The organism is Kribbella qitaiheensis, assembly GCF_042657745.1.
In the GTDB taxonomy this organism is placed as follows: domain Bacteria; phylum Actinomycetota; class Actinomycetes; order Propionibacteriales; family Kribbellaceae; genus Kribbella; species Kribbella qitaiheensis.
Genome location: NZ_JBHSKE010000048.1, coordinates 214,910 through 236,474, shown reverse-complemented (window position 1 = coordinate 236,474; position 21,565 = coordinate 214,910). Strand labels below are relative to the sequence as shown.

Here is a 21,565-nt window from a genome sequence, read left to right as displayed (position 1 = left end):
TGATGTTCGAATCTCTCCGTCGGTTGCTCTGCGCTTCGTCCTGACCGAGGTCAGCGACGCCGTGCCTTGCGGTCGTCCTTCTCGTGGCCCTTGAACGTCCGGGTCGGGGCGAACTCGCCGAGCTTGTGCCCGACCATCGCGTCCGTCACGAACACCGGCACGTGCTTGCGACCGTCGTGCACCGCGAGCGTGTGGCCGATCATGTCCGGCACGATCATCGATCGGCGGGACCAGGTCTTGATGACGTTGTGGGTGCCCTTCTCGTTCTGCACCTCCACCTTCTTCATCAGGTGGTGGTCGACGAACGGGCCTTTCTTGAGGCTGCGTGGCATCTCTGTCCGGCTCCCTATCAGCGCTTCTTGCCGGCCTTGCGGCGCCGGACGATCATGCGGTCGCTTTCCTTGCGGGTGCGGGTGCGGCCCTCAGGCTGACCCCACGGGGACACCGGGTGACGTCCACCCGAGGTCTTGCCCTCACCACCACCGTGCGGGTGGTCGACCGGGTTCATGGCGACACCACGGACGGTCGGGCGCTTGCCCTTCCAGCGCATCCGGCCGGCCTTGCCCCAGTTGATGTTCGACTGCTCGCCGTTGCCGACCTCACCGAGGGTGGCGCGGCAGCGCACGTCGACCATCCGGACCTCGCCCGACGGCATCCGCAGGGTGGCCATCCGGCCCTCCTTGGCGACCAGCTGAACGCTGGCACCGGCGGAGCGAGCCATCTTGGCGCCACCGCCCGGACGCATCTCGACGGCGTGCACCGTCGAGCCGACCGGGATGTTGCGCAGCGGCAGGTTGTTGCCCACCTTGATGTCGGCCGCGGGGCCGTTCTCGACGATCGTGCCCTGCTTCAGGTTCGCCGGCGCGAGGATGTAGCGCTTCTCGCCGTCGACGTAGTGCAGCAGCGCGATCCGCGCGGTGCGGTTCGGGTCGTACTCGATCTCGGCGACCTTGGCCGGCACGCCGTCCTTGTCGTACCGCTTGAAGTCGATCAGGCGGTACGCCCGCTTGTGACCGCCACCGTGGTGCCGGGTGGTGATCTTGCCGGAGTTGTTCCGGCCGCCCTTCTTGGGCAGCGGGCGGAGCAGGGACTTCTCAGGGGTCGAACGGGTGAGCTCGACGAAGTCGGCCACGCTCGAGCCACGGCGGCCCGGCGTCGTCGGCTTGTATTTGCGGATACCCATTACGACTGGCCTCCGAAGATGTCGATGCGGTCGTCGCCGGAGAGGCTGACGATCGCTCGCTTGGTGTCAGGACGCTTGCCCCAGCCCGTACGGGTACGGCGGCGCTTGCCCTTGCGGTTGATCGTGTTGACGGAAGTGACCCGGACTTTGAACACCTTCTCGACCGCGAGCTTGATCTCGGTCTTGTTGGCGTCCGGAGCGACCTCGAACGTGTACTTCTGCTCGTCCAGCAGGCCGTAGCTCTTCTCGCTCACGACCGGCCGCAGCAGCACGTCCCGCGGGTCCTTGTTGACTCCGTGGCTCATGCTTCTACCTCCTGCTCGGCCTCGGCCTCGGTCGACGTTGCGACGGCCTTGACGGACTTGCCCTTCGGCGTACCGGCGACGAAGGCGTCCAGCGAAGCGCTGGTGAAGATCACCGCGTCGTTGCACAGCACGTCGTACGCGTTCAGCTGGTCGGCCGCGATCAGGTGCACGGTCGGCACGTTGCGCAGGCTGAGCAGCGACACGTCATCGGTCCGCTCGACGACCACCAGCACCTTGACGTACTCGGTGACCTCGGCGAGGACCTTCAGCGCGGTCTTGGTGGAGGGCGCGTCGCCGTCCACGAACTTCTCGACCACGAGGACGCGACCGTCGCGGGCCCGGTCGGACAGCGCACCGCGGAGCGCGGCGGCGATCATCTTCTTCGGGGTCCGCTGGCTGTAGTCGCGCGGCGTGGGGCCGTGCACGACGCCACCACCGGTGAACTGCGGCGCGCGGGTCGAGCCCTGACGGGCGCGGCCGGTGCCCTTCTGGCGGTACGGCTTGGCGCCACCACCGGACACCTCGCCACGGCGCTTGACCTTGTGCGTGCCCTGACGGGCCGCGGCCAGCTGCGCCACGACGACCTGGTGGATCAGCGGGATGTTGACCTGAACGTCGAAGAGTTCGGCCGGGAGCTCCGCGGAGCCCTTCTTGCTGACCTTGTCGCCCTTCACGACGACGACGTCAACGGTGCTCATTTGGTAGCTCCCTTCGCGGCGTTGCGGATCAGCACGAGGCCGCCCTTGGGACCGGGGACGGCGCCCTTGAGCAGGACCAGACCGCGCTCGGCGTCGATCGCGTGGACCGTCACGTTCTGCGTGGTGACCTTCTCGTTGCCCATCCGGCCGGCCATCTTGAGGCCCTTGAAGACCCGGCCCGGGGTCGCGCAGCCGCCGATGGAGCCCGGCGAGCGGTGCTTCTTGTGCACACCGTGGGTGGCGCGAAGACCGTGGAAGCCGTGGCGCTTCATCACACCGGCGAAGCCCTTGCCCTTGCTGGTGGCGGAGACGTCGACGATCTCTCCGGCCTCGAAGGCCTCGGCCTTGATCTCCTGGCCCAGGGTGTACTCGCTGGCGTCAGCGGTCCGCAGCTCGAGCAGGTGACGGCGCGGGGTCACGCCGGCCTTCTCGAAGTGGCCGCGCATCGGCGAGTTCACCTTGCGGGGGTCGATGTCGCCGAAGGCGATCTGGACACCGTCGTAGCCGTGGCTGTCCGAGGTACGCACCTCGGTGACGACGCAGGGGCCGGCCTGGATCACGGTGACGGGGACGACCCGGTTGTTCTCGTCCCAGGTCTGGGTCATGCCGAGCTTGGTGCCCAGCAGACCGCGCGTGTTCTTCTGAATGCTCATTGGTTTCGCGTTTCCCTCAGAGCTTGATCTCGATGTCGACACCGGCCGGCAGGTCGAGACGCATCAGCGAGTCGACGGTCTTCGGCGTGGGGTCGATGATGTCGATGAGCCGCTTGTGGGTGCGCATCTCGAAGTGCTCGCGGCTGTCCTTGTACTTGTGCGGCGAGCGGATGACGCAGAACACGTTCTTTTCCGTCGGCAACGGCACCGGGCCAGCAACCTTCGCACCAGTACGCGTCACCGTGTCGACAATCTTGCGCGCCGAGCTGTCGATGACCTCGTGGTCGTAGGCCTTCAGCCGGATGCGGATCTTCTGTCCCGCCATCGCTTCGCTTCGTCCTTCTCTTCGTCTTCTCTGAACCTCCGCCCACCCTCGGAGAGTGGGCGTGGTCGCCACCGAACTACGGCCCCCGAGGTCGGGTGTGTCGCGCCTGTCGCAGGCATGACGTTACTGATCTCGAGTTAGTTAGTTGGACCCGGCTTGACTGCACCAGGCCGGGCTGACCCACCAGAAAGAGCGGCGCTGCGTGTTCCCGGGCTCGGTGTCACGCCCGACGGACCACACAAAACAGCCGCCCCAAGCGCGGGTCGCGCCGGAGCAACCGAACCAGTCTGACAGATACCGGCCGAAGAAGACAAATCCAGTCCAGACGGGCGCCTGGACGGCGGCGCGCCGGGCTTGCCGGCGTCACCGCGGGTGCTCCGTCTCACGCCTTCTCGATCCGGATCCGCACCGACTGGCCGTCCCCGACCAGCACCGGATCGCCGGATTCGGCGCTTTCGACCTCGTCCATCGCGAGGGCCAGGGTCTCGTTCATGATCAGGTCGCGGTGCGTCTCGACCGCTTGGCGGATGTCCTCGCCTTCAGCCGCCAGCCCGATCCGGATCCGGTCGGTGATGTCGAGGCCCGCGTCGCGCCTGGCCTGCTGAACCGCCCGGATGACGTCCCTCGCGATCCCCTCAGCGGCCAGTTCTGGGGTGATCGCGGTGTCCAGCACGAGGAATCCACCGTCGCTCAGCAGCCCGCTCGCCCGACTCTCCCCCGCGGCCGCGTCCGCGGTACCGTTGTGGTCGGCAAGGGTCGTCTCGAGGGTGTACTCGCCTTCCTGCAAGGCGATCCCGCCCGCCGTCACCGCACCCGCGTCGTCGACGGACCAGTCGCCGCTCTTGGCCGCCTTGATCACCGACTGGACGTCCCGTCCCAGGCGGGGCCCCGCGGCCCGGGCGTTGACGGTCAGCTTCTGCGATACCGGCGCGTGCTGTTCGTCGACATCGGCCAGGTCCACCAGGAGGACCTCCTGGACGTTGGCCTCGGCGGCGACGATCGAGGTCAACGGCTTGAGTGCCTTGGCGTCCGTGGTCGCCACCGTCAGCTTGCACAGCGGCTGCCGGCCGCGGATCCCGGTCGACTTCCGAACCGCCGAGGTGACCGAGCAGACCTCCCGGATCCGGTCCATCTGGGCTACCAGGGCCGGGTCGCTCGGCAGGTCCGTGACGTCGGGCCAGTCGGTCAGATGGACCGAGCGGCCGCCTGTCAGCCCGCGCCAGACCTCCTCGGCCGCCAGCGGCAGCAGCGGCGAGATCGCCCTGGTGGCCACCTCGAGGGCCGTATAGAGGGTGTTGGCCGCATCAGCGAAGGACGCGTCCCCGTCGTCCCAGAACCGCTCCCGCGACCGCCGGATGTACCAGTTGGTCAGGGCCTCCAGGTACGCCGCGACGGACTCGCAGGCGGCCGAGATCTCCAGCGCGTCGAGCCTGCCCTGGATGTCCTCGACGAACGCCCTGGTCTTCGCCAGCAGATATCGGTCCAGCAGTACTTCGGACCCGGTGCTCCACGTAGCGTCGTACCCGGTGCCGCCGTTGGCGGCGTTCGCGTACAGGGCGAAGAAGTACCAGGCGTTCCAGAGCGGGATCATCACCTGGCGGACGCCCCCGCGGATGCCCTGTTCGGTGACCATCAGGTTGCCGCCGCGCAGGATCGGGCTCGACATCAGGAACCAGCGCATCGCGTCGGCCCCGTCGCGCTCGAACACCGCGGACACGTCCGGGTAGTTGCGCAGCGATTTGCTCATCTTCTGGCCGTCGCTGCCGAGCACGATCCCGTGGCTGACGCAGGAGGAGAAGGCCGGCCGGTCGAACAACGCGGTGGCCAGGATGTGCATGGTGTAGAACCAGCCGCGGGTCTGGCCGATGTACTCGACGATGAAGTCGCCCGGGAAGTGGTGCTCGAACCAGTCGGTGTTCTCGAACGGGTAGTGCACCTGGGCGAAGCTCATCGACCCCGAGTCGAACCAGACGTCCAGCACGTCCGGTACCCGCCGCATGGTCGAACGGCCGGTCGGGTCGTCCGGGTTGGGCCTGGTCAGGTCGTCGATGAACGGCCGGTGCAGATCGGCGACCGGTACGCCGAAGTCGCGCTCGAGCTCCGCCACTGAGCCGTACACGTCGATCCGCGGGTACGCCGGGTCGTCGGAGCGCCAGACCGGGATCGGGCTGCCCCAGAAGCGGTTCCGGCTGATCGACCAGTCCCGCGCGTTCGACAGCCACTTGCCGAACTGGCCGTGCTTCACGTGCTCGGGGACCCAGGTGATCTGCTCGTTCAGCTCGACCATCCGGTCCCGGATCCGGGTCACCTCGACGAACCAGCTCGACACCGCCTTGTAGATCAGCGGGTTCCGGCACCGCCAGCAGTGCGGGTAGCTGTGGACGTAGCTCTCCTCGCGGACCAGTACGCCGGCGGCCTTGAGGTCGTTGATGATCGGCCGGTTCGCATCGAACACGAACAACCCCTGGTAGGGAGCCACCACGGAGGTGAAATGGGCCCCTTCGTCGACCGTCAGCAGGGTGGGGATGCCGACGGCGTCACAGGCCGCCTGGTCCTCCTCGCCGTACGCCGGCGCCATGTGGACGACACCGCTGCCGTTCTCTGTGGTGACGTGGTCGGCCGCGATCACCTGGAACGCGTTCTCCGTGCCCCACAGCTCCGTATCGGCGAAGAACGGGAAGAGCGGCGCGTAGCGCAGGCCGATCAGCTCGGAGCCCTTGAGGCGCCGGGTGACCCGCTCCCGGGCGTCGGCGCCGAACTCGGTGGCGTACGCGTCCAGCCGGGCCTCCGCGAGGATCGACGGGCGGCCCTGGGCGTCCTCAACCACGACGTAGTCGAGGTCCGGCCCGACCGCCATCGCCAGGTTGCTCGGCAGCGTCCAGGGCGTCGTGGTCCAGGCGAGCAGCCGCTCCCCCGTCTCCAGCGTCACCGCGACGGTCACCGAGGGGTCCTGGCGCGGCTGGTAGACGTCGTCGTCCATCCGCAGCTCGTGGTTCGACAGCGGGGTCTCGTCGTTCCAGCAGTACGGCAGGACCCGCAGCCCCTCGTACACCAGCCCCTTGTCGTACAAGGTCTTGAACGCCCAGATCACCGATTCCATATAGTCCCGGTTGAGCGTCTTGTAGTCGTTCTCGAAGTCGACCCAGCGGGCCTGGCGGGTGACATAGGCCTGCCACTCGCCGGTGTACTTGAGCACCGAGGTCCGGCAGGCCTCGTTGAACTTCTCGATCCCCAGGGCCAGGATGTCCGCCTTGGTCTTCAGCCCGAGCACCCGCTGCGCCTCCAGCTCTGCGGGCAGTCCGTGGGTGTCCCAGCCGAAGCGGCGCTCCACCCGGCGCCCACGCAGCGTCTGGTACCGCGGGATGACGTCCTTGGCGTACCCCGTCAGCAGGTGCCCGTAATGCGGTAAGCCGTTCGCGAAGGGCGGGCCGTCGTAGAAGACGAACTCGTTCTCCCCGTTCTCCCCGGCCGGGCGGTTGTCGATCGACGCCTGGAAGGTGCCGTCGGTCTTCCAGTACCCCAGCACCTCCTCCTCGATCCGGGGGAAGTCAGGACTCGCAGTGAGCTTCGCCTCGGCAGCGCCGGCCGATGCCTTCGGATAGGTCATCTCTGCATACTCCTCGCCCTGGTACTGCGAACTCGGTCCTGGTGCTCCGGATCGCGCTCTGCTGCCCTGAATCGCGAGAGCCGCCCACCCCCTCGTCGGGGATGGGCGGCTCGCGGTACCGCTGAACTGCTGGGAACTACTTGAGGATCTTGGTGACCCGGCCGGCGCCGACGGTGCGGCCACCCTCACGGATCGCGAACTTCAGGCCCTCTTCCATGGCGATCGGCTGGATCAGCTCGACCGACATGTCGGTGTTGTCGCCCGGCATGACCATCTCGGTGCCCTCGGGCAGCGTGACGACGCCGGTGACGTCCGTGGTGCGGAAGTAGAACTGCGGGCGGTAGTTCTGGAAGAACGGCGTGTGACGGCCGCCCTCCTCCTTCGACAGGATGTAGACCGACGCGTCGAAGTTGGTGTGCGGGGTCGTCGTGCCCGGCTTGATCACGACCATGCCGCGCTCGACGTCCTCGCGCTTGGTGCCACGAAGCAGCAGACCGACGTTCTCACCGGCCTGGCCCTCGTCGAGCAGCTTGCGGAACATCTCGATACCGGTGACCGTGGTGGTCTGCTTCTCCGGGCGGATGCCGATCAGGTCGACGGTCTCGTTGACCTTGACGACGCCCCGCTCGATCCGACCGGTGATGACCGTGCCGCGACCGGTGATGGTGAAGACGTCCTCCACCGGCATCAGGAACGGCTTGTCGATCTCGCGCTCCGGCTGCGGGATGTAGGAGTCGACCGCGTTCATCAGCTCCATGATCGACTCGCCCCACTTCGCGTCACCCTGCAGAGCCGGGTGGGCCGCCACGTGCACGACCGGCGCGTTGTCACCGTCGAACTCCTGCTCGGAGAGCAGCTCGCGGACCTCGAGCTCGACGAGCTCCAGGATCTCCTCGTCGTCGACCATGTCGCACTTGTTCAGGGCGACGACCATCGCCGGCACGCCGACCTGACGGGCGAGCAGCACGTGCTCACGCGTCTGCGGCATCGGGCCGTCGGTGGCGGCGACGACCAGGATCGCACCGTCCATCTGGGCCGCACCGGTGATCATGTTCTTGATGTAGTCCGCGTGACCCGGGCAGTCGACGTGCGCGTAGTGCCGGGCCTCGGTCTGGTACTCGACGTGCGCGATGGAGATGGTGATACCGCGCTGGCGCTCTTCCGGCGCCTTGTCGATCTGATCGAAGGCCGACGCCTCGTTGAGGGTCGGGTACTTGTCGTGCAGCACCTTGGTGATCGCCGCGGTAAGAGTGGTCTTACCGTGGTCGATGTGACCGATGGTGCCGATGTTGACGTGCGGCTTAGTCCGCTCGAACTTCGCCTTAGCCACTGGGGCCCTCCTGGAAAATGTTGACTTACGCCGTACGCCGACGCGCTGTGGGTTGGTTGGTCCGGGGCGAGATTACTCGCCGCGAGCCTTCTTGATGATCTCTTCCGCCACGTTCTTCGGAACCTCGGCGTAGGAATCGAACTGCATCGAGTACGACGCGCGGCCCTGGGTCTTGGACCGCAGGTCACCGACATACCCGAACATCTCGGACAACGGCACCAGGGCCTTCACGACCCGGCTGCCACCGGGGCCCTCGTCCATCGACTGGATCTGGCCGCGGCGTGAGTTGAGGTCGCCGATCACTTCACCCATGTAGTCCTCGGGCGTGGTGACCTCGACCGAGAACATCGGCTCGAGGATGATCGGGGCCGCCCGGCGGGCGGCGTCCTTGAAGGCCATCGAACCGGCGATCTTGAAGGCGAGCTCGGACGAGTCGACGTCGTGGTAGGCGCCGTCGCGCAGCGTCACCTTGACGTCCACCATCGGGTAGCCGGCCAGTACGCCGAACTCCATCGCCTCCTGGGCGCCCTCGTCCACCGACGGGATGTACTCCCGGGGGATGCGGCCACCGGTGACGGCGTTGACGAACTCGTACCCGCCCTCACCACCGGCCTCGGCGCTGGTCGGCTCGATGTCGATGATCACGCGCGCGAACTGACCCGAACCACCGGTCTGCTTCTTGTGCGTGTAGTCGACCTTCTCGACCTTCTTCTTGATCGTCTCGCGGTAGGCGACCTGGGGCTTGCCGACGTTGGCCTCGACGCGGAACTCGCGCTTCATCCGGTCGACCAGGATCTCCAGGTGGAGCTCACCCATACCGGCGATGATCGTCTGGCCTGTGTCCTCGTCGGTCCGGACCTGGAAGGTCGGGTCCTCGTCGGCCAGGCGCTGGATCGCGACGCCGAGCTTCTCCTGGTCCGCCTTCGACTTGGGCTCGATGGCGACCGAGATGACCGGAGCCGGGAACTGCATCGACTCCAGGATGATCGGCTTGGCCGGGTCGGACAGCGTCTCACCGGTGGTGGTGTCCTTCAGACCCATCACGGCGACGATGTGGCCGGCGCCGACCGACGCGATCTCCTCACGCTTGTTCGCGTGCATCCGGTAGATCTTGCCGATCCGCTCCTTGCGCCCCTTGGTGGGGTTCAGGACCTGGGTGCCGGTCTCGAGCTTGCCCGAGTAGACCCGGATGAAGGTCAGCTTGCCCAGGTGCGGGTCGGCCGCGATCTTGTACGCCAGCGCCGAGAAGGGCTCGGAGTCGTCCGGCTTGCGGGTGACGACGACCGAGGAGTCCTTCACGTCGTGGCCCTCGATGTCGGGCACGTCGAGCGGGCTCGGCAGGAAGGCGTTGATCGCGTCGAGCAGGGGCTGGACGCCCTTGTTCTTGAAGGCCGTACCGGTCAGCACCGGGGTCAGCTTGCTGGCGATGGTCGCCCGCCGGATGCCCGCGACGATCTGCTCCTGGGTGGGGTCCTCGCCCTCCAGGTACATCTCCATGATCTCGTCGTCGGCCTCGGCCAGCGTCTCGATCAGCTTGTCGCGCCACTCGGCGGCGATCTCGGTGTGGGTGGCCGGGATCTCCTCGACGGTGTAGTCCTCACCCATCGTGGTCTCGCCGCGCCAGGTCAGCGCGCGCATCCCGATCAGGTCGACGACACCGATGAAGTCGGCCTCGGCGCCGATCGGCAGCTGCAGCACCAGCGGCACCGCGGCCAGCCGGTCGACGATCATGTCGACGCAGCGCATGAACTCCGCGCCGGTCCGGTCCAGCTTGTTGACGAAGCAGATCCGCGGTACGCCGTACCGGTCCGCCTGGCGCCACACGGTCTCGGACTGCGGCTCGACACCGGCGACACCGTCGAACACCGCGACGGCGCCGTCGAGGACGCGCAGCGAGCGCTCCACCTCGACGGTGAAGTCGACGTGCCCGGGGGTGTCGATGATGTTGATGGTGTGGTCTTTCCAGGTGCAGGTCGTCGCGGCGGACGTGATGGTGATGCCGCGCTCCTGCTCCTGCTCCATCCAGTCCATCGTGGCGGCGCCGTCGTGGACCTCACCGATCTTGTAGGTGATACCGGTGTAGAAGAGGATCCGCTCGGTCGTCGTCGTCTTGCCGGCGTCGATGTGGGCCATGATGCCGATGTTGCGCACCATGCTCAGGTCGGTGGTGATTTGTACGGCCACCTCGGTGGTCTACCTCTCGCTTCTGTCGTGCTTCAAAAGAGTGAACTCGGGGGTCCGGATCGGACCCCGGATCACCAGCGGTAGTGGGCGAAAGCCTTGTTGGCTTCGGCCATCTTGTGCGTGTCCTCGCGGCGCTTCACCGACGCACCGAGACCGTTGGACGCGTCCAGGATCTCGTTCATCAGGCGCTCGGACATGGTCTTCTCGCGACGCGCCCGGGAGTACGACGTGAGCCAGCGCAGGGCGAGCGTGGTCGAGCGACCGGGCTTGACCTCGATCGGCACCTGGTAGGTGGCGCCACCGACGCGGCGGCTCTTCACCTCGATGCTGGGCTTCACGTTGTCCAGGGCACGCTTGAGCGTGATGACCGGGTCGGTGCCGGTCTTCGTCCGGGTGCCCTCGAGCGCCGTGTAGACGATGCTCTGCGCGATCTGCTTCTTGCCGTCCACCAGGATCTTGGAGATCAACTGGGTGACCAGCGGCGAACTGTAGACCGGGTCGATGATGACCGGCCGCTTCGGGGCGGGACCCTTGCGCGGCATTAGCTCTTCTCCTTCTTCGCGCCGTACCGGCTGCGAGCCTGCTTCCGGTTCTTCACACCCTGGGTGTCGAGCGAACCGCGGATGATCTTGTACCGGACACCGGGGAGGTCCTTCACACGGCCGCCACGCACGAGCACGATGGAGTGCTCCTGCAGGTTGTGGCCGACACCCGGGATGTAGGCGGTGACCTCGATGCCGCTGGTGAGGCGGACACGTGCGACCTTGCGAAGCGCCGAGTTCGGCTTCTTCGGAGTGGTCGTGTAGACGCGCGTGCACACACCACGACGCTGAGGGGAACCCTTCAGGGCCGGCGTCTTGTTCTTGGACACCTTGTCCTGGCGGCCCTTGCGGACCAACTGCTGGATGGTGGGCACCGCGTAGGTCTCTTTCTGTCGTCCGGTCGGTTGCTGCGCGCCTGACCCCCGCGGTCGGGTGTGTCGCATGGGTACGGGCGCGCCTGAGTCATAAACTTTCTGACTGTCGGCAGAAGTCCCGTTCCACGCGCTGACCCGAAACTACGAGGGGCACGCATGACGGCCCAGGATGACCCGGGCACGATCGTTAAGACTAGCGGCTGCCTCAAGCACGGTCAAAACAGCTGACCGAGCGCGCAGATGGGACGCAGCCGCATTGTCAGTCTACCGGATGCGCCAGGTGGTTCCCGCCAGGCCCCGACGGCCCGGGGAGCCCCGATCCTGCCGCGGATCCGCGGCGATCACTAAACCGAATGTCTGATCCAGGTAAATGTCGGCCACGGCCTGTGTTCGCCCCTGGAGTCCTGCGGCATAGTCACGCCAATCAGGTGTAACGACCTGGTAACGGGGATCGTTCCGAACCGCCCTGCGCCCGGGAGCACTTCGTGGATCACCGCCCTGTCCCTCCTCCCCCACCGCACCCGTCGCAAGCGCCGCCGCCGGGTCCTGCCGCCCCAGGGACCACGTCGGCGGTGGTCCGCCGTGCGGCCATCGGTGCCGTCGCCGGCACGCTGGCCGCCGGCGGGCTGGCGCTCGAGGTGATCAGCCGGCCCCACACCCTTCGCAACCGCGTCCTCGCGGCCGGCGCTCCGTCACCCTCCGGCGCACCGGCCTCCCGCGCCAAGGTTGCTCAGCAGCCGAGTCTCGCCGCCGACGGGGAGGACCGGGACTCCAGCTTCGTCGCCGGACAGCGCAAGCCGCCCGCCAAGAATGCCGCCAAGCCCAAGCAGTTCTCCGGTTTCGCCGCTGCGGCCAAGGCGGGTGTGACCGAGCCGAGCCTGCTGGTCGCCAAGGGCGGCCCGCTGACCGACGCCCAGGCTCGTCAGCATCTCTTGAACCGCGTCACCTTCGGTCCCCGGCCGTCGGACGTGAAGAACCTAGAGAGGCTCGGCATCGACCGCTGGCTCGCCGCCCAGCTCTCCCCCACCGCCAAGGACCCGGCGGGTGACCAGGCCTGGCGGTCGCGCCCGCTGGCCGGCGCGGATCCGGCGACGATCCGCCGCGGGATCGAGGAGTACTCGTGGGAGGCCATGTTCGACACCGGCATGGCCACGCTCGGCCGGCAGGTCTTCGGCAGCCGTCAGTTGTTCGAGGTGGTGGTGGACGTGTTCGCCAACCACCTGCACGTCTCGACGCCGTCCGACCGCTGCTGGGACGTCGCGCCGCAGTACGCGGTCTCGGTGATCCGGCAGCACGCCTTCGGCCGGTACAACGCCATGTTGAAGGCGGCGATGCGGCACCCCGCGATGCTGCGGTACCTCGACAACGACCAGTCGAACCGCGAGAGCGTGAACGAGAACCTCGGCCGCGAACTGCTCGAGCTGCACACCGTCGGGGTCTCGTCGGGCGATACGGAGAAGGACGTCCGCAACAGCGCCTATGTACTGAGTGGGCGCGGCGCGACGGATGAGGGCAGGTTCGAGTATCTGGCGGACCGGCACAGGACCGGCCGGGTCAAGGTGCTCGGCTGGAGTGCCTCGAACACCTCCGGCAAGGGCGGGCTCGCGACCGGCGACCGGTACCTCGACTACCTGGCCATCCACCCCGCGACCGCCCGGACGCTCGCCCGCAAGCTCGTGGTTCGCTTCGTCGACGACTCTCCCCCGGCCGACCTGGTCAACCGCCTCGCCCAGGTGTACCTACGCAACAACACCGCGATCCTGCCGATGCTGATCACGTTGTTCCGCAGCAGCGAGTTCTGGAACTCCCTCGGGAGCAAGACCAAGCGTCCGCTCGAGGACGTGGTGAGCAGTGCCCGGGCGCTGGATCTGCCACTCGGCCCGACCACGGGCAAGGGCCTGGAGGCCGTGTACTGGCAGCTGAACAACCTCGGTCACGCACCACTGGGCTGGCCGTCGCCCAACGGCTATCCGGACGTCGCTCCGGCCTGGTCGTCCGCCGGACAGATGCTGGACCGCTGGTCGATGCACCGCGCCCTCGCCCACGGCTGGTGGGAGGGCATGAAGCGGGAGAAGCTCCCCGCTGACCTCCGGCCGCGCAAGGGCGACACCTACCGCGCCTGGTTCGACCGGCTCGGCGTACGCCTGATCGGGCAGCGCCCGAACGCCTGGCAGCGCGCCGCCCTGTCCACCTTCGTCGGCGCCAAGTCCACCGCCCGGGTCGACCAGGGCCGGATGGAGTGGCAGGCCGGCCACGTCGTCGCCCTGGTGCTGGACTCGCCGCAGTTCCTGGCCCGCTGACCCCGCACACCTCGTTCTGTACTACGGCAGGAGTTCCCCGCGATCATGAGCCGCTCCGACCAACTCGCCTCGCTGCACCCGGACTGCCCCGACTGGCAGAAGCTCGGTCCGACCGCCGAGGACGCGGCACTGCGGGCCCAGGCGGCCGCGGTCACGGCCGACGCCGAGGACCGCGAAGAGCAGTGGAGCCACGGCTTCACCCGGCGCCGGCTGCTGGCCGGCGGTCTCGGGGTGGGCGTCGCCGCGATGACCAGCCAGCTCGTAACCACCCGGATCTCCTGGGCGGCCCCGAACGCCAGTCCCACCGGCACCTTGATCGTGGTGTTCCTCCGCGGTGGCATGGACGGCCTGTCGGTGCTGGTGCCCGCCGACGACCCGCAACTGCTCAAGGCGCGGCCAGGCATCGCGGTACGGGCCGGGTCGTTGATCAACCTGCAGCGCGGATTCGGCCTGCACCCGTCGCTGGCGCCGCTGCAGCCGCTCATCACCGCGGGCCGGTTCGCGGCTGTCCCCGCGGTTTCCACCCCGGACCTGACCCGTAGCCACTTCCAGGCTCAGGACTGCCTGGAGCGCGGTGGCGCGGCCCGCTCGTCGGTGCAGTCCGGTTGGCTCGACCGCGTCCTCCAGCAACTAGGACCCGGTACTACGTTCCGTGGGCTGGGCATCGGCGCCCGGATGAGCCGTTCGCTGCTGGGGTCGTCGAACCCGATCATGCTCACCTCGTTGAAGGACTTCAGCGTCAAGGGCATCGACGGGGTGGCACCGCAGACGCTGGCGGCACTGACCACCCTCTACACCGGGCTCGACCACCCGTTGGGCGTGCAGGGTCTCGACGCGCTCCAGGCCTCGGCGAAGGCCCAGGCCTACAGCAAGCAGGAGCAGAAGCCGGCCAAGGAACGCGGCTACCCGGACGGCGAGCTCGGCAACTCCCTGGCGACGCTGGCCCAGCTGATCAAGGCCAAGGCGGGCGTGCGGGTCGCGACGATCGACCTCGGCGGCTGGGACATGCACACGGACATCGGCACGGTCGAGGGCGGCGACATGACGAACTCGCTGAAGACCGTCGGCGCGGCACTGGCCACCTTCGCCGCCGAACTCGGGCCGGACCTCGACAGCACCACCGTGGTGACGATGAGCGAGTTCGGCCGGCGGGTCGAACAGAACGCCAACAACGGCGCCGACCACGGCCACGGCGGCGTGACGATGATCCTCGGTGGTGGCGTCAAGGGTGGCGTGCACGGCCGCTGGGAAGGTCTCGCCCCGTCCGTCCTCGACCTGGGCGACGTCCCCGGCACCAACGACTACCGCGATGTCCTCTCCGAAGTGGTGATGGGCCGCCTCGGGCTCTCCGCCGCCCAGGCCACCAAGGTCTTCCCGGGCTGGAAGCCGACTCCGCTCGGGATCATGAGCTAGGGAGTCGCCCGGCCGGCCAGGAATGCGAGGGCGGCTGTGCTGTCGCCCTCGATGGTAAGGGTGGTCGCCGGGAGGCGCTTCCACAGGCAGAGGTCCAGGTCGGATGCCGTGCCGGAGATGACGGCTGCACCGGTTGCCTTGGCCCGGTCGATCGCAGGCGGCTCACCGGCCTCTGCCGGCGTGAGCGTCCACTCGTGGCCGGTGTCGACAGCCCGTACGCCGAGTTGCGCCTTCACGGCCGGGGCGGCTCCCCTGGCCAGCATCCGCGGCAGGAACACCCCGAACACCTCGTCGACACCATCCGCCGCCACGGCCGCAGGTATCACCGCTACTCCCCCACCGGCCTGGATCGCGTCGGCCAGGTGAACCGTGGTCTCGTGCAGCCTTCGGCGGCTCCAGAACCCCGCTCGCTGCTCTACCGGGGCGAAGTTCCAGCAGGGCTCGTCCGGGTCCACCGCGCGGATCGCGGCAGCCAGGGCGGCCGAGGTCCCGGCGTACTGGTCGGACCAGGAAGTGGTTCGCAGTACGGCGGGCACGGACTGACGTTTGCCGCTCAGCAGGATCGACGCGGCCCAGCGCTCGCCGCTGACCATGTGCGCGGCGAGGTCGGCGACGGTCCACCCGGGACAGGCGGGCACAGTCGCGGCCGGGTCGACGTCCGCGAAGCTCGCCGCCAGCTCGGCGGCGGCCCGCTGGAACTCCGCCAGGAAGTCCGCGACCCCGGGCCGGCCCGACGGATCGGGTCGGCCCGGGGCCGGTGACGAGGTCGGGTCAGGCAAGGAACCTGACTTCGACGATCAGGCCGTCCTGCACGCAGTACAGGCCGACGGTCGGGGTCGGGCTGCGGTCGGAGTCGTGGACGATCGACTGCTCGACCACCCAATCGCCGACCAGCATCCGCTGCACCAGCTCGGTCTTGCACTGGCCCGCGTCGAAGCGAGGGCCGTAGTACTCCCGCAGGGAACGGCGGCCGCGCATCACGGTGCCGTCCTCCAGCTGGAGCTGGGCGGTCGGCGAGTACATCGCCAGGAACGCCTCGAGATCGTGCGTCTCGTAGGCAGCGTGCTCGCGCCCGACCACCCGGGCCGCCGGCGAATCCGCCTGCTGCGGCACGGGGATCGCCGCAGGAGTCGGGGCGGGCTCAGCAGGTGCCGCCGGAGCCTGGGGCTTGGTGGTCTTGGCGGCAGGGGTTTTGGCGGCTGGGGTCGGGGCGGCTGCCACCTTGGTGGCCGGCTGACGGAGCGGGGCCGGGATGGTGGTGGCGGGAATGGGGTCGGAGGTGGTCGTGACTGCGGGGATCGGCAGTTGGCCGGCGGGTTCTTCGCCGAGGTGCGCGATCGCCCAGTCCAGTGCCTTGGTCACCGCGGCGCGGGACTCTTCGGTGTGGTCGAGCATGTCGAAGCCGTGTTGCCCTTTCGGTACGTCGATGATGTCCAGCGCGGCGCCACCGGCGGAGACGAACTCCGCCACCGGCCCGGCGAGTGCTTCTCGCTCGCGGCCGACCCTCGTCAGCAGCACCGGCAGGTCCTTGTGTTTGCCGATCACTTCGGCGGCGGAAATCAGTTCGTCGACACCAGGCGGGGTGGCGAGGCAGGGATAGGTCAGGGCGATCCAGCGCAGCCAGTCGGGCCGGCTGTCCAGCCACTCGCCGGCCAGCAACCCGGAGCCGGAGAAGAACCACAGCCCGACCTTGCCGGGGTCTACCTGCGGGTCGGCCCGCAGGATGCCGACGGCAGCCTCCACGTCGTCCGCTGCGGCGGTCAGTTGGTCATAGCCACGGATCAGGCTGTGGTCGACCGTGACGGCCACCAGTCCCCGCTGGGCGATGGCTGTGGCGTAGCCCTGGAAGACCGGCCAGTCGCGAGGCTGCACCTCGAGATCGGCAGGCCCGGGACCTCCGTGGACGAGCAGGATCGCTCCTGTCCGGGCAGTGCTCGCGGGCCGGTAGAAGTCGAGGTCGCCGACTCGCTCGATCCGCAGGTCCGCGGCTCCTTCGACCGTCAGGACGAAAGGCTGCAGGTACCCCGGGAGATCCTTCATGAGCGCCATCTTCGCGCATCCCGCCGACACTTCGACGCCCGCCCCGCGCGTCGGCCGGGAACCGTCCGCCCACCCCCGGCGTGTCGCCCGCCGCCCCGATCCCGAACGCCCATCCAGGCCGTCCGATCGCCGCTCCGGGGGCCAAGTTGCCCTCGGCAACCACGCTCCGCGCCGTACCGTCAGGCCGCCTGGTTCGAGCCCCGGGTCAGGACCCGCGGAGGTGGCTGACGGAGCGGGTGGCGAGCTCCTTCAGGACGTCGCGATCGACGTCATCCAGGCGTTTGATGTAGAGGCAGGACTTGCCGGTGCTGTGCTTGCCGAGCCGGCCCAGCAGTTCGTCGTATCCGTCGAAGCCCTCGGTGAGGTAGAGCGTGGTCGACGCCTTGCGCGGCGAGAAGCCGATCTCGAACCAGTCGAGCTCGCGGCCGCTGTCGTAGACCAGGTGCCGCTGGCCGTAGCCGAGGATCGACGGCCCCCACAGCGCCGCCGGCAGGCCGGTCACCCCGGTCAGCAGCGCGTCCACCTCCCGGGCGTCGGACTGCCGTGGCTCCGGCACGCTCGCGAGGAATTCCTCGACGCTGTTCCCGGTCCTGGTGGTCTTGTTCTCGGCCATGACTCATCGTGCCCCAGAACGCCGCGAGGGCGGCACCCCCTGGTGGGAGTGCCGCCCTCGGCGGTTTGCTCGTACTGCGAATCAGTTCTGGTAGGAACCGAGGTCGAAGTCGTCGAGCGGGACCGACTGACCCGCGGACGGGCCGAAGTCGTAGTCGTACGACTCGTAGCCGACCATCGAGTACATCGCGGCCTTCGCCTCCTCGGTGGGCTCCACCCGGATGTTGCGGTAACGGTCCATGCCGGTACCCGCCGGGATCAGCTTTCCGATGATGACGTTCTCCTTCAGACCGACCAGCGAGTCGGACTTGCCGTGGATCGCGGCCTCGGTGAGGACGCGGGTCGTCTCCTGGAAGGAGGCGGCCGACAGCCACGACTCGGTCGCCAGCGACGCCTTGGTGATACCCATCAGCACCGGACGTCCGGAGGCCGGCGTACCGCCCTCGGCGACGACCCGACGGTTCTCCGCCTCGAACATCAGGCGGTCCGCCAGCTCGCCCGGCAGCAGGTTCGCCTCGCCGGACTCGATCACCGTGACCCGGCGCAGCATCTGCCGGACGATGATCTCGATGTGCTTGTCGTGGATGGCCACACCCTGCGACCGGTACACCTCCTGGACCTCGTCCACCAGGTGCTCCTGCGCCTTGCGGACACCCAGGATCCGCAGAACCTCCTGCGGGTCCGGCGTACCCTGCGTCAGCTGCTGACCGACCTCGACGTGCTGGCCTTCCTCGACCAGCAGACGGGTCCGCTTCGACACCGGGTAGGCGACCTCCTCGGAACCGTCGTCCGGGGTGAGCACCAGCTTCCGGGTCTTGTCGGTGTCCTCGATCGAGATCCGGCCGGCCGCCTCCGAGATCGGCGCCTTGCCCTTGGGCTGGCGGGCCTCGAACAGCTCGACCACACGCGGCAGACCGTGGGTGATGTCATCACCCGCGACACCACCGGTGTGGAAGGTCCGCATCGTCAGCTGCGTACCCGGCTCACCGATGGACTGCGCCGCGATGATGCCGACGGCCTCGCCGATGTCGACCGGCTTACCGGTCGCCAGCGAACGGCCGTAGCACTTCGCGCACGTACCGGTCTTGGCGTCACAGGTCAGCACGGAGCGGACCTTGACCTCCTCGATCCCGGCGGCCACCAGGGCGGCGATGGACACGTCGCCCAGGTCGCTGCCCGCGGTCAGCACCACGTTGCCCTTGGCGTCCGACACGTCGGTCGCCAGGGTGCGCGCGTAGGCGCTGGTCTCCACGTTCTCCGCGTGCACGACCTTGCCGTCCGGACCCGGCTCGCCGATCTTCTTCGGCAGGCCGCGCTCGGTGCCGCAGTCCTCCTCGCGGATGATGACGTCCTGCGAGACGTCCACCAGACGACGGGTCAGGTACCCCGAGTCGGCGGTCCGCAGCGCGGTGTCGGCAAGACCCTTACGAGCACCGTGGGTGGCGATGAAGTACTCGACCACCGACAGGCCCTCGCGGAAGTTGGACTTGATCGGCCGGGCGATGATCTCGCCCTTCGGGTTGGCCACCAGACCACGCATACCGGCGATCTGCCGGATCTGCATCATGTTGCCTCGCGCACCCGAGTGGACCATCATCCAGATCGGGTTGGCCTTGGCGAAGTTCTCCTCCATGGCCTTGCCGACCTCGGCGTTCGCGCCGGTCCAGATCTCGATCAGCTCCTGGCGCCGCTCGGACGAGGTGATCAGACCACGCTCGAACTGCTTCTGGACCTTCTCGGCCTGCGACTCGTAACGAGCCATGATCTCGGGCTTGCTCGGCGGCGTGCTGAAGTCGTCGATCGACACCGTGACACCCGAGCGGGTGGCCCAGCGGAAACCGAGGTCCTTCAGCGCGTCCAGGCAGTTCGCCACCTGGACCTTGGAGTAGCGCTCGGCCAGGTCGTTGACGATCGAGCCCAGCTGCTTCTTGCCGACCTCGGTGTCCACGAAGGTGTAGTCCGCCGGCAGCGCCTCGTTGAACAGGGCGCGACCCAGCGTCGTCTCCAGCGAGAACTCGCCCTCGGCCAGCTCCAGCGCGCCCTTCGGCGTACCGGCCTCGTTCAGGCGCAGCGTGACCTTCGCCTGCAGCGAGAGCTCGCCACGGTCGAAGGCCATCAGCGCCTCGGCCACCGAGCTGAACGCGCGACCCTCACCGAGGGCGCCTTCCTTCAGCATGGTCAGGAAGTAGATGCCGATGATCATGTCCTGGGTCGGCATCGTGACCGGACGGCCGTCAGCAGGCTTCAGGATGTTGTTCGTCGACAGCATCAGGATCCGCGCCTCGGCCTGGGCCTCGGCCGACAGCGGCAGGTGCACCGCCATCTGGTCACCGTCGAAGTCCGCGTTGAACGCGGAGCAGACGAGCGGGTGGATCTGGATCGCCTTGCCCTCGATCAGCTGCGGCTCGAACGCCTGGATACCCAACCGGTGCAGGGTAGGCGCGCGGTTCAGCAGCACGGGGTGCTCGGTGATGACCTCTTCCAGCACGTCCCAGACCTGGGCGCGCTGACGCTCGACCATCCGCTTGGCGGACTTGATGTTCTGCGCGTGGTTGAGGTCGACCAGCCGCTTCATCACGAACGGCTTGAACAGCTCCAGCGCCATCGCCTTCGGCAGACCGCACTGGTGCAGCTTCAGCTGCGGGCCGACCACGATGACCGAACGGCCGGAGTAGTCGACGCGCTTGCCGAGCAGGTTCTGACGGAACCGTCCCTGCTTGCCCTTGAGCATGTCGGACAGCGACTTCAGCGGCCGGTTGCCCGGGCCGGTGACCGGACGGCCACGACGGCCGTTGTCGAACAGCGCGTCGACGGCCTCCTGCAGCATCCGCTTCTCGTTGTTGACGATGATCTCCGGCGCACCCAGATCGAGCAGGCGCTTGAGCCGGTTGTTCCGGTTGATCACCCGGCGGTACAGGTCGTTCAGGTCGGAGGTGGCGAACCGGCCACCGTCGAGCTGGACCATCGGCCGCAGGTCCGGCGGGATCACCGGGACGCAGTCGAGCACCATGCCCATCGGGCTGTTGTTGGTGGCCAGGAACGCGGTGACGACCTTGAGCCGCTTCAGGGCGCGGGTCTTGCGCTGGCCCTTGCCGGTCTTGATGGTCTCCCGCAGGCTGTCCGCCTCGGCCTTGAGGTCGAAGGTCTCCAGACGCCGCTGGATCGCGGCGGCACCCATCGCGCCCTCGAAGTACTTGCCGAACCGCTCCTTCATGGCGCGGTACAGGATCTCGTCGCCCTCCAGGTCCTGGACCTTGAGGTTCTTGAACCGGCTCCAGACCTCGTCGAGACGGTCGATCTCGCGCTGCGCACGATCGCGCAGCTGCTTGACCTCACGCTCGGCGCCTTCCTTCACCTTGCGGCGGACGTCGGCCTTGGCGCCCTCGGCCTCGAGCTGGGCGAGGTCCTCCTCGAGCTTCTTCATCCGCGTCTCGATGTCGTTGTCGCGCCGGCCCTCGAGCTGCTTGCGCTCGACATCGGTCCGGCCCTCCAGCGACGAGAGGTCGCGGTGCCGCGCCTCGTCGTCGACGTCGGTGATCATGTACGCCGCGAAGTAGATGACCTTCTCCAGGTCCTTCGGGGCGAGGTCGAGCAGGTAGCCGAGTCGCGACGGGACACCCTTGAAGTACCAGATGTGGGTGACCGGCGCGGCCAGCTCGATGTGGCCCATCCGCTCACGGCGCACCTTGGAACGGGTGACCTCGACGCCACACCGCTCGCAGATGATGCCCTTGAAGCGAACGCGCTTGTACTTACCGCAGTAGCACTCCCAGTCCCGGGTGGGACCGAAGATCTTCTCGCAGAACAGTCCGTCACGCTCAGGCTTGAGCGTCCGGTAGTTGATCGTCTCGGGCTTCTTGACCTCGCCGTGCGACCACTGGCGGATCTCATCCGCGGTCGCCAGGCCGATCCGAAGCTCGTCGAAGAAGTTCACGTCGAGCACGATGTGTTATCTCCCGTTGCTAAAAATGGTCTGAGTGAGTTGGTTGTTGATCTCAA

The 21,565-nt window shown here is 68.0% G+C and carries 17 protein-coding genes; 2 read left to right on the top strand and 15 right to left on the bottom strand.

All coding sequences use genetic code 11. The features are described 5' to 3' along the window. Positions 1 to 50 precede the first annotated feature (50 nt). From rpsS to rpsL, 11 genes are all read right to left on the bottom strand, one after another. Positions 51 to 332, bottom strand: a complete 282-nt coding sequence (rpsS, locus tag ACFPJ1_RS30000) for a 30S ribosomal protein S19 (protein ID WP_132190619.1) — start codon at positions 330 to 332, stop codon at positions 51 to 53. A 17-nt stretch (positions 333 to 349) separates the two neighbouring features. Next, positions 350 to 1,183: a 50S ribosomal protein L2 gene (gene rplB / locus ACFPJ1_RS29995; RefSeq protein ID WP_132190618.1), complete on the bottom strand. Its 834-nt coding sequence runs from the start codon at positions 1,181 to 1,183 to the stop codon at positions 350 to 352. Then, positions 1,183 to 1,488, bottom strand: coding sequence for a 50S ribosomal protein L23 (rplW, locus tag ACFPJ1_RS29990; protein WP_380108972.1), 306 nt, complete (start codon positions 1,486 to 1,488; stop codon positions 1,183 to 1,185). Before rplW ends, rplB begins: the two co-directional genes overlap by 1 nt. Next, positions 1,485 to 2,186: a 50S ribosomal protein L4 gene (rplD, locus tag ACFPJ1_RS29985; protein ID WP_380108970.1), complete on the bottom strand. Its 702-nt coding sequence runs from the start codon at positions 2,184 to 2,186 to the stop codon at positions 1,485 to 1,487. Before rplD ends, rplW begins: the two co-directional genes overlap by 4 nt. Next, on the bottom strand, positions 2,183 to 2,839 hold the full coding sequence (gene rplC / locus ACFPJ1_RS29980; protein ID WP_241994849.1) for a 50S ribosomal protein L3: 657 nt from the start codon (positions 2,837 to 2,839) through the stop codon (positions 2,183 to 2,185). The genes rplD and rplC overlap by 4 nt, the downstream gene beginning before the upstream one ends. Positions 2,840 to 2,855: 16 nt before the next feature. Further along, complete coding sequence (gene rpsJ / locus ACFPJ1_RS29975; RefSeq protein ID WP_012923688.1) at positions 2,856 to 3,164, bottom strand: 30S ribosomal protein S10; 309 nt, start codon at positions 3,162 to 3,164, stop codon at positions 2,856 to 2,858. Positions 3,165 to 3,546: 382 nt separating this feature from the next. Next, positions 3,547 to 6,771 carry an isoleucine--tRNA ligase gene (gene ileS / locus ACFPJ1_RS29970; protein WP_380108969.1) on the bottom strand — a complete coding sequence of 1,075 codons (3,225 nt, stop codon included), beginning with the start codon at positions 6,769 to 6,771 and terminating at the stop codon, positions 3,547 to 3,549. Positions 6,772 to 6,907: 136 nt separating this feature from the next. Continuing rightward, the gene (gene tuf / locus ACFPJ1_RS29965; RefSeq protein WP_380108967.1) at positions 6,908 to 8,101 is read right to left on the bottom strand and encodes an elongation factor Tu; all 1,194 of its coding nucleotides are present in this window, start codon (positions 8,099 to 8,101) and stop codon (positions 6,908 to 6,910) included. 72 nt (positions 8,102 to 8,173) lie between these two features. Beyond that, positions 8,174 to 10,285 (bottom strand): elongation factor G, encoded by a 2,112-nt coding sequence (gene fusA, locus ACFPJ1_RS29960; protein ID WP_380108965.1) that lies wholly within the window; start codon positions 10,283 to 10,285, stop codon positions 8,174 to 8,176. Positions 10,286 to 10,356: 71 nt separating this feature from the next. Further along, entirely contained in the window at positions 10,357 to 10,827 is a 471-nt protein-coding gene (gene rpsG / locus ACFPJ1_RS29955) for a 30S ribosomal protein S7 (RefSeq protein WP_112243231.1), read from the bottom strand. Beyond that, entirely contained in the window at positions 10,827 to 11,201 is a 375-nt protein-coding gene (gene rpsL, locus ACFPJ1_RS29950) for a 30S ribosomal protein S12 (RefSeq protein ID WP_012923692.1), read from the bottom strand. Before rpsL ends, rpsG begins: the two co-directional genes overlap by 1 nt. Positions 11,202 to 11,773: 572 nt before the next feature. On the opposite strand from rpsL, the gene ACFPJ1_RS29945 reads away from it, so the two are divergent. Continuing rightward, entirely contained in the window at positions 11,774 to 13,501 is a 1,728-nt protein-coding gene (locus ACFPJ1_RS29945; RefSeq protein WP_380108963.1) for a DUF1800 domain-containing protein, read from the top strand. A 45-nt stretch (positions 13,502 to 13,546) separates the two neighbouring features. After that, the gene (locus tag ACFPJ1_RS29940; RefSeq protein WP_380108961.1) at positions 13,547 to 14,914 is read left to right on the top strand and encodes a DUF1501 domain-containing protein; all 1,368 of its coding nucleotides are present in this window, start codon (positions 13,547 to 13,549) and stop codon (positions 14,912 to 14,914) included. Here ACFPJ1_RS29940 and ACFPJ1_RS29935 read toward each other — a convergent pair. The 4 genes from ACFPJ1_RS29935 to ACFPJ1_RS29920 form a co-directional block, all read right to left on the bottom strand. Continuing rightward, the gene (locus ACFPJ1_RS29935; protein WP_380108960.1) at positions 14,911 to 15,693 is read right to left on the bottom strand and encodes a maleylpyruvate isomerase family mycothiol-dependent enzyme; all 783 of its coding nucleotides are present in this window, start codon (positions 15,691 to 15,693) and stop codon (positions 14,911 to 14,913) included. The genes ACFPJ1_RS29940 and ACFPJ1_RS29935 overlap by 4 nt on opposite strands. After that, positions 15,686 to 16,954, bottom strand: coding sequence for a nuclear transport factor 2 family protein (locus tag ACFPJ1_RS29930; RefSeq protein ID WP_380108958.1), 1,269 nt, complete (start codon positions 16,952 to 16,954; stop codon positions 15,686 to 15,688). Before ACFPJ1_RS29930 ends, ACFPJ1_RS29935 begins: the two co-directional genes overlap by 8 nt. 205 nt (positions 16,955 to 17,159) lie before the next feature. Next, complete coding sequence (locus ACFPJ1_RS29925; RefSeq protein WP_380108956.1) at positions 17,160 to 17,567, bottom strand: DUF1801 domain-containing protein; 408 nt, start codon at positions 17,565 to 17,567, stop codon at positions 17,160 to 17,162. An 81-nt stretch (positions 17,568 to 17,648) separates the two neighbouring features. Beyond that, positions 17,649 to 21,509 carry a DNA-directed RNA polymerase subunit beta' gene (locus ACFPJ1_RS29920; protein WP_380108954.1) on the bottom strand — a complete coding sequence of 1,287 codons (3,861 nt, stop codon included), beginning with the start codon at positions 21,507 to 21,509 and terminating at the stop codon, positions 17,649 to 17,651. Positions 21,510 to 21,565: the final 56 nt, after the last annotated feature.

Bases quoted from the DNA above. Each gene is read 5' to 3' on its own strand.
- ACFPJ1_RS29930 (WP_380108958.1), bottom strand. From the start codon at position 16,954: ATGAAGGATCTCCCGGGGTACCTGCAGCCTTTCGTCCTGACGGTCGAA.
- rpsJ (WP_012923688.1), bottom strand. From the start codon at position 3,164: ATGGCGGGACAGAAGATCCGCATCCGGCTGAAGGCCTACGACCACGAG.
- rplC (WP_241994849.1), bottom strand. From the start codon at position 2,839: ATGAGCATTCAGAAGAACACGCGCGGTCTGCTGGGCACCAAGCTCGGC.
- rplW (WP_380108972.1), bottom strand. From the start codon at position 1,488: ATGAGCCACGGAGTCAACAAGGACCCGCGGGACGTGCTGCTGCGGCCG.
- ileS (WP_380108969.1), bottom strand. From the start codon at position 6,771: ATGACCTATCCGAAGGCATCGGCCGGCGCTGCCGAGGCGAAGCTCACT.
- ACFPJ1_RS29925 (WP_380108956.1), bottom strand. From the start codon at position 17,567: ATGGCCGAGAACAAGACCACCAGGACCGGGAACAGCGTCGAGGAATTC.
- rplD (WP_380108970.1), bottom strand. From the start codon at position 2,186: ATGAGCACCGTTGACGTCGTCGTCGTGAAGGGCGACAAGGTCAGCAAG.
- rplB (WP_132190618.1), bottom strand. From the start codon at position 1,183: ATGGGTATCCGCAAATACAAGCCGACGACGCCGGGCCGCCGTGGCTCG.
- rpsS (WP_132190619.1), bottom strand. From the start codon at position 332: ATGCCACGCAGCCTCAAGAAAGGCCCGTTCGTCGACCACCACCTGATG.
- rpsG (WP_112243231.1), bottom strand. From the start codon at position 10,827: ATGCCGCGCAAGGGTCCCGCCCCGAAGCGGCCGGTCATCATCGACCCG.
- ACFPJ1_RS29940 (WP_380108961.1), top strand. From the start codon at position 13,547: ATGAGCCGCTCCGACCAACTCGCCTCGCTGCACCCGGACTGCCCCGAC.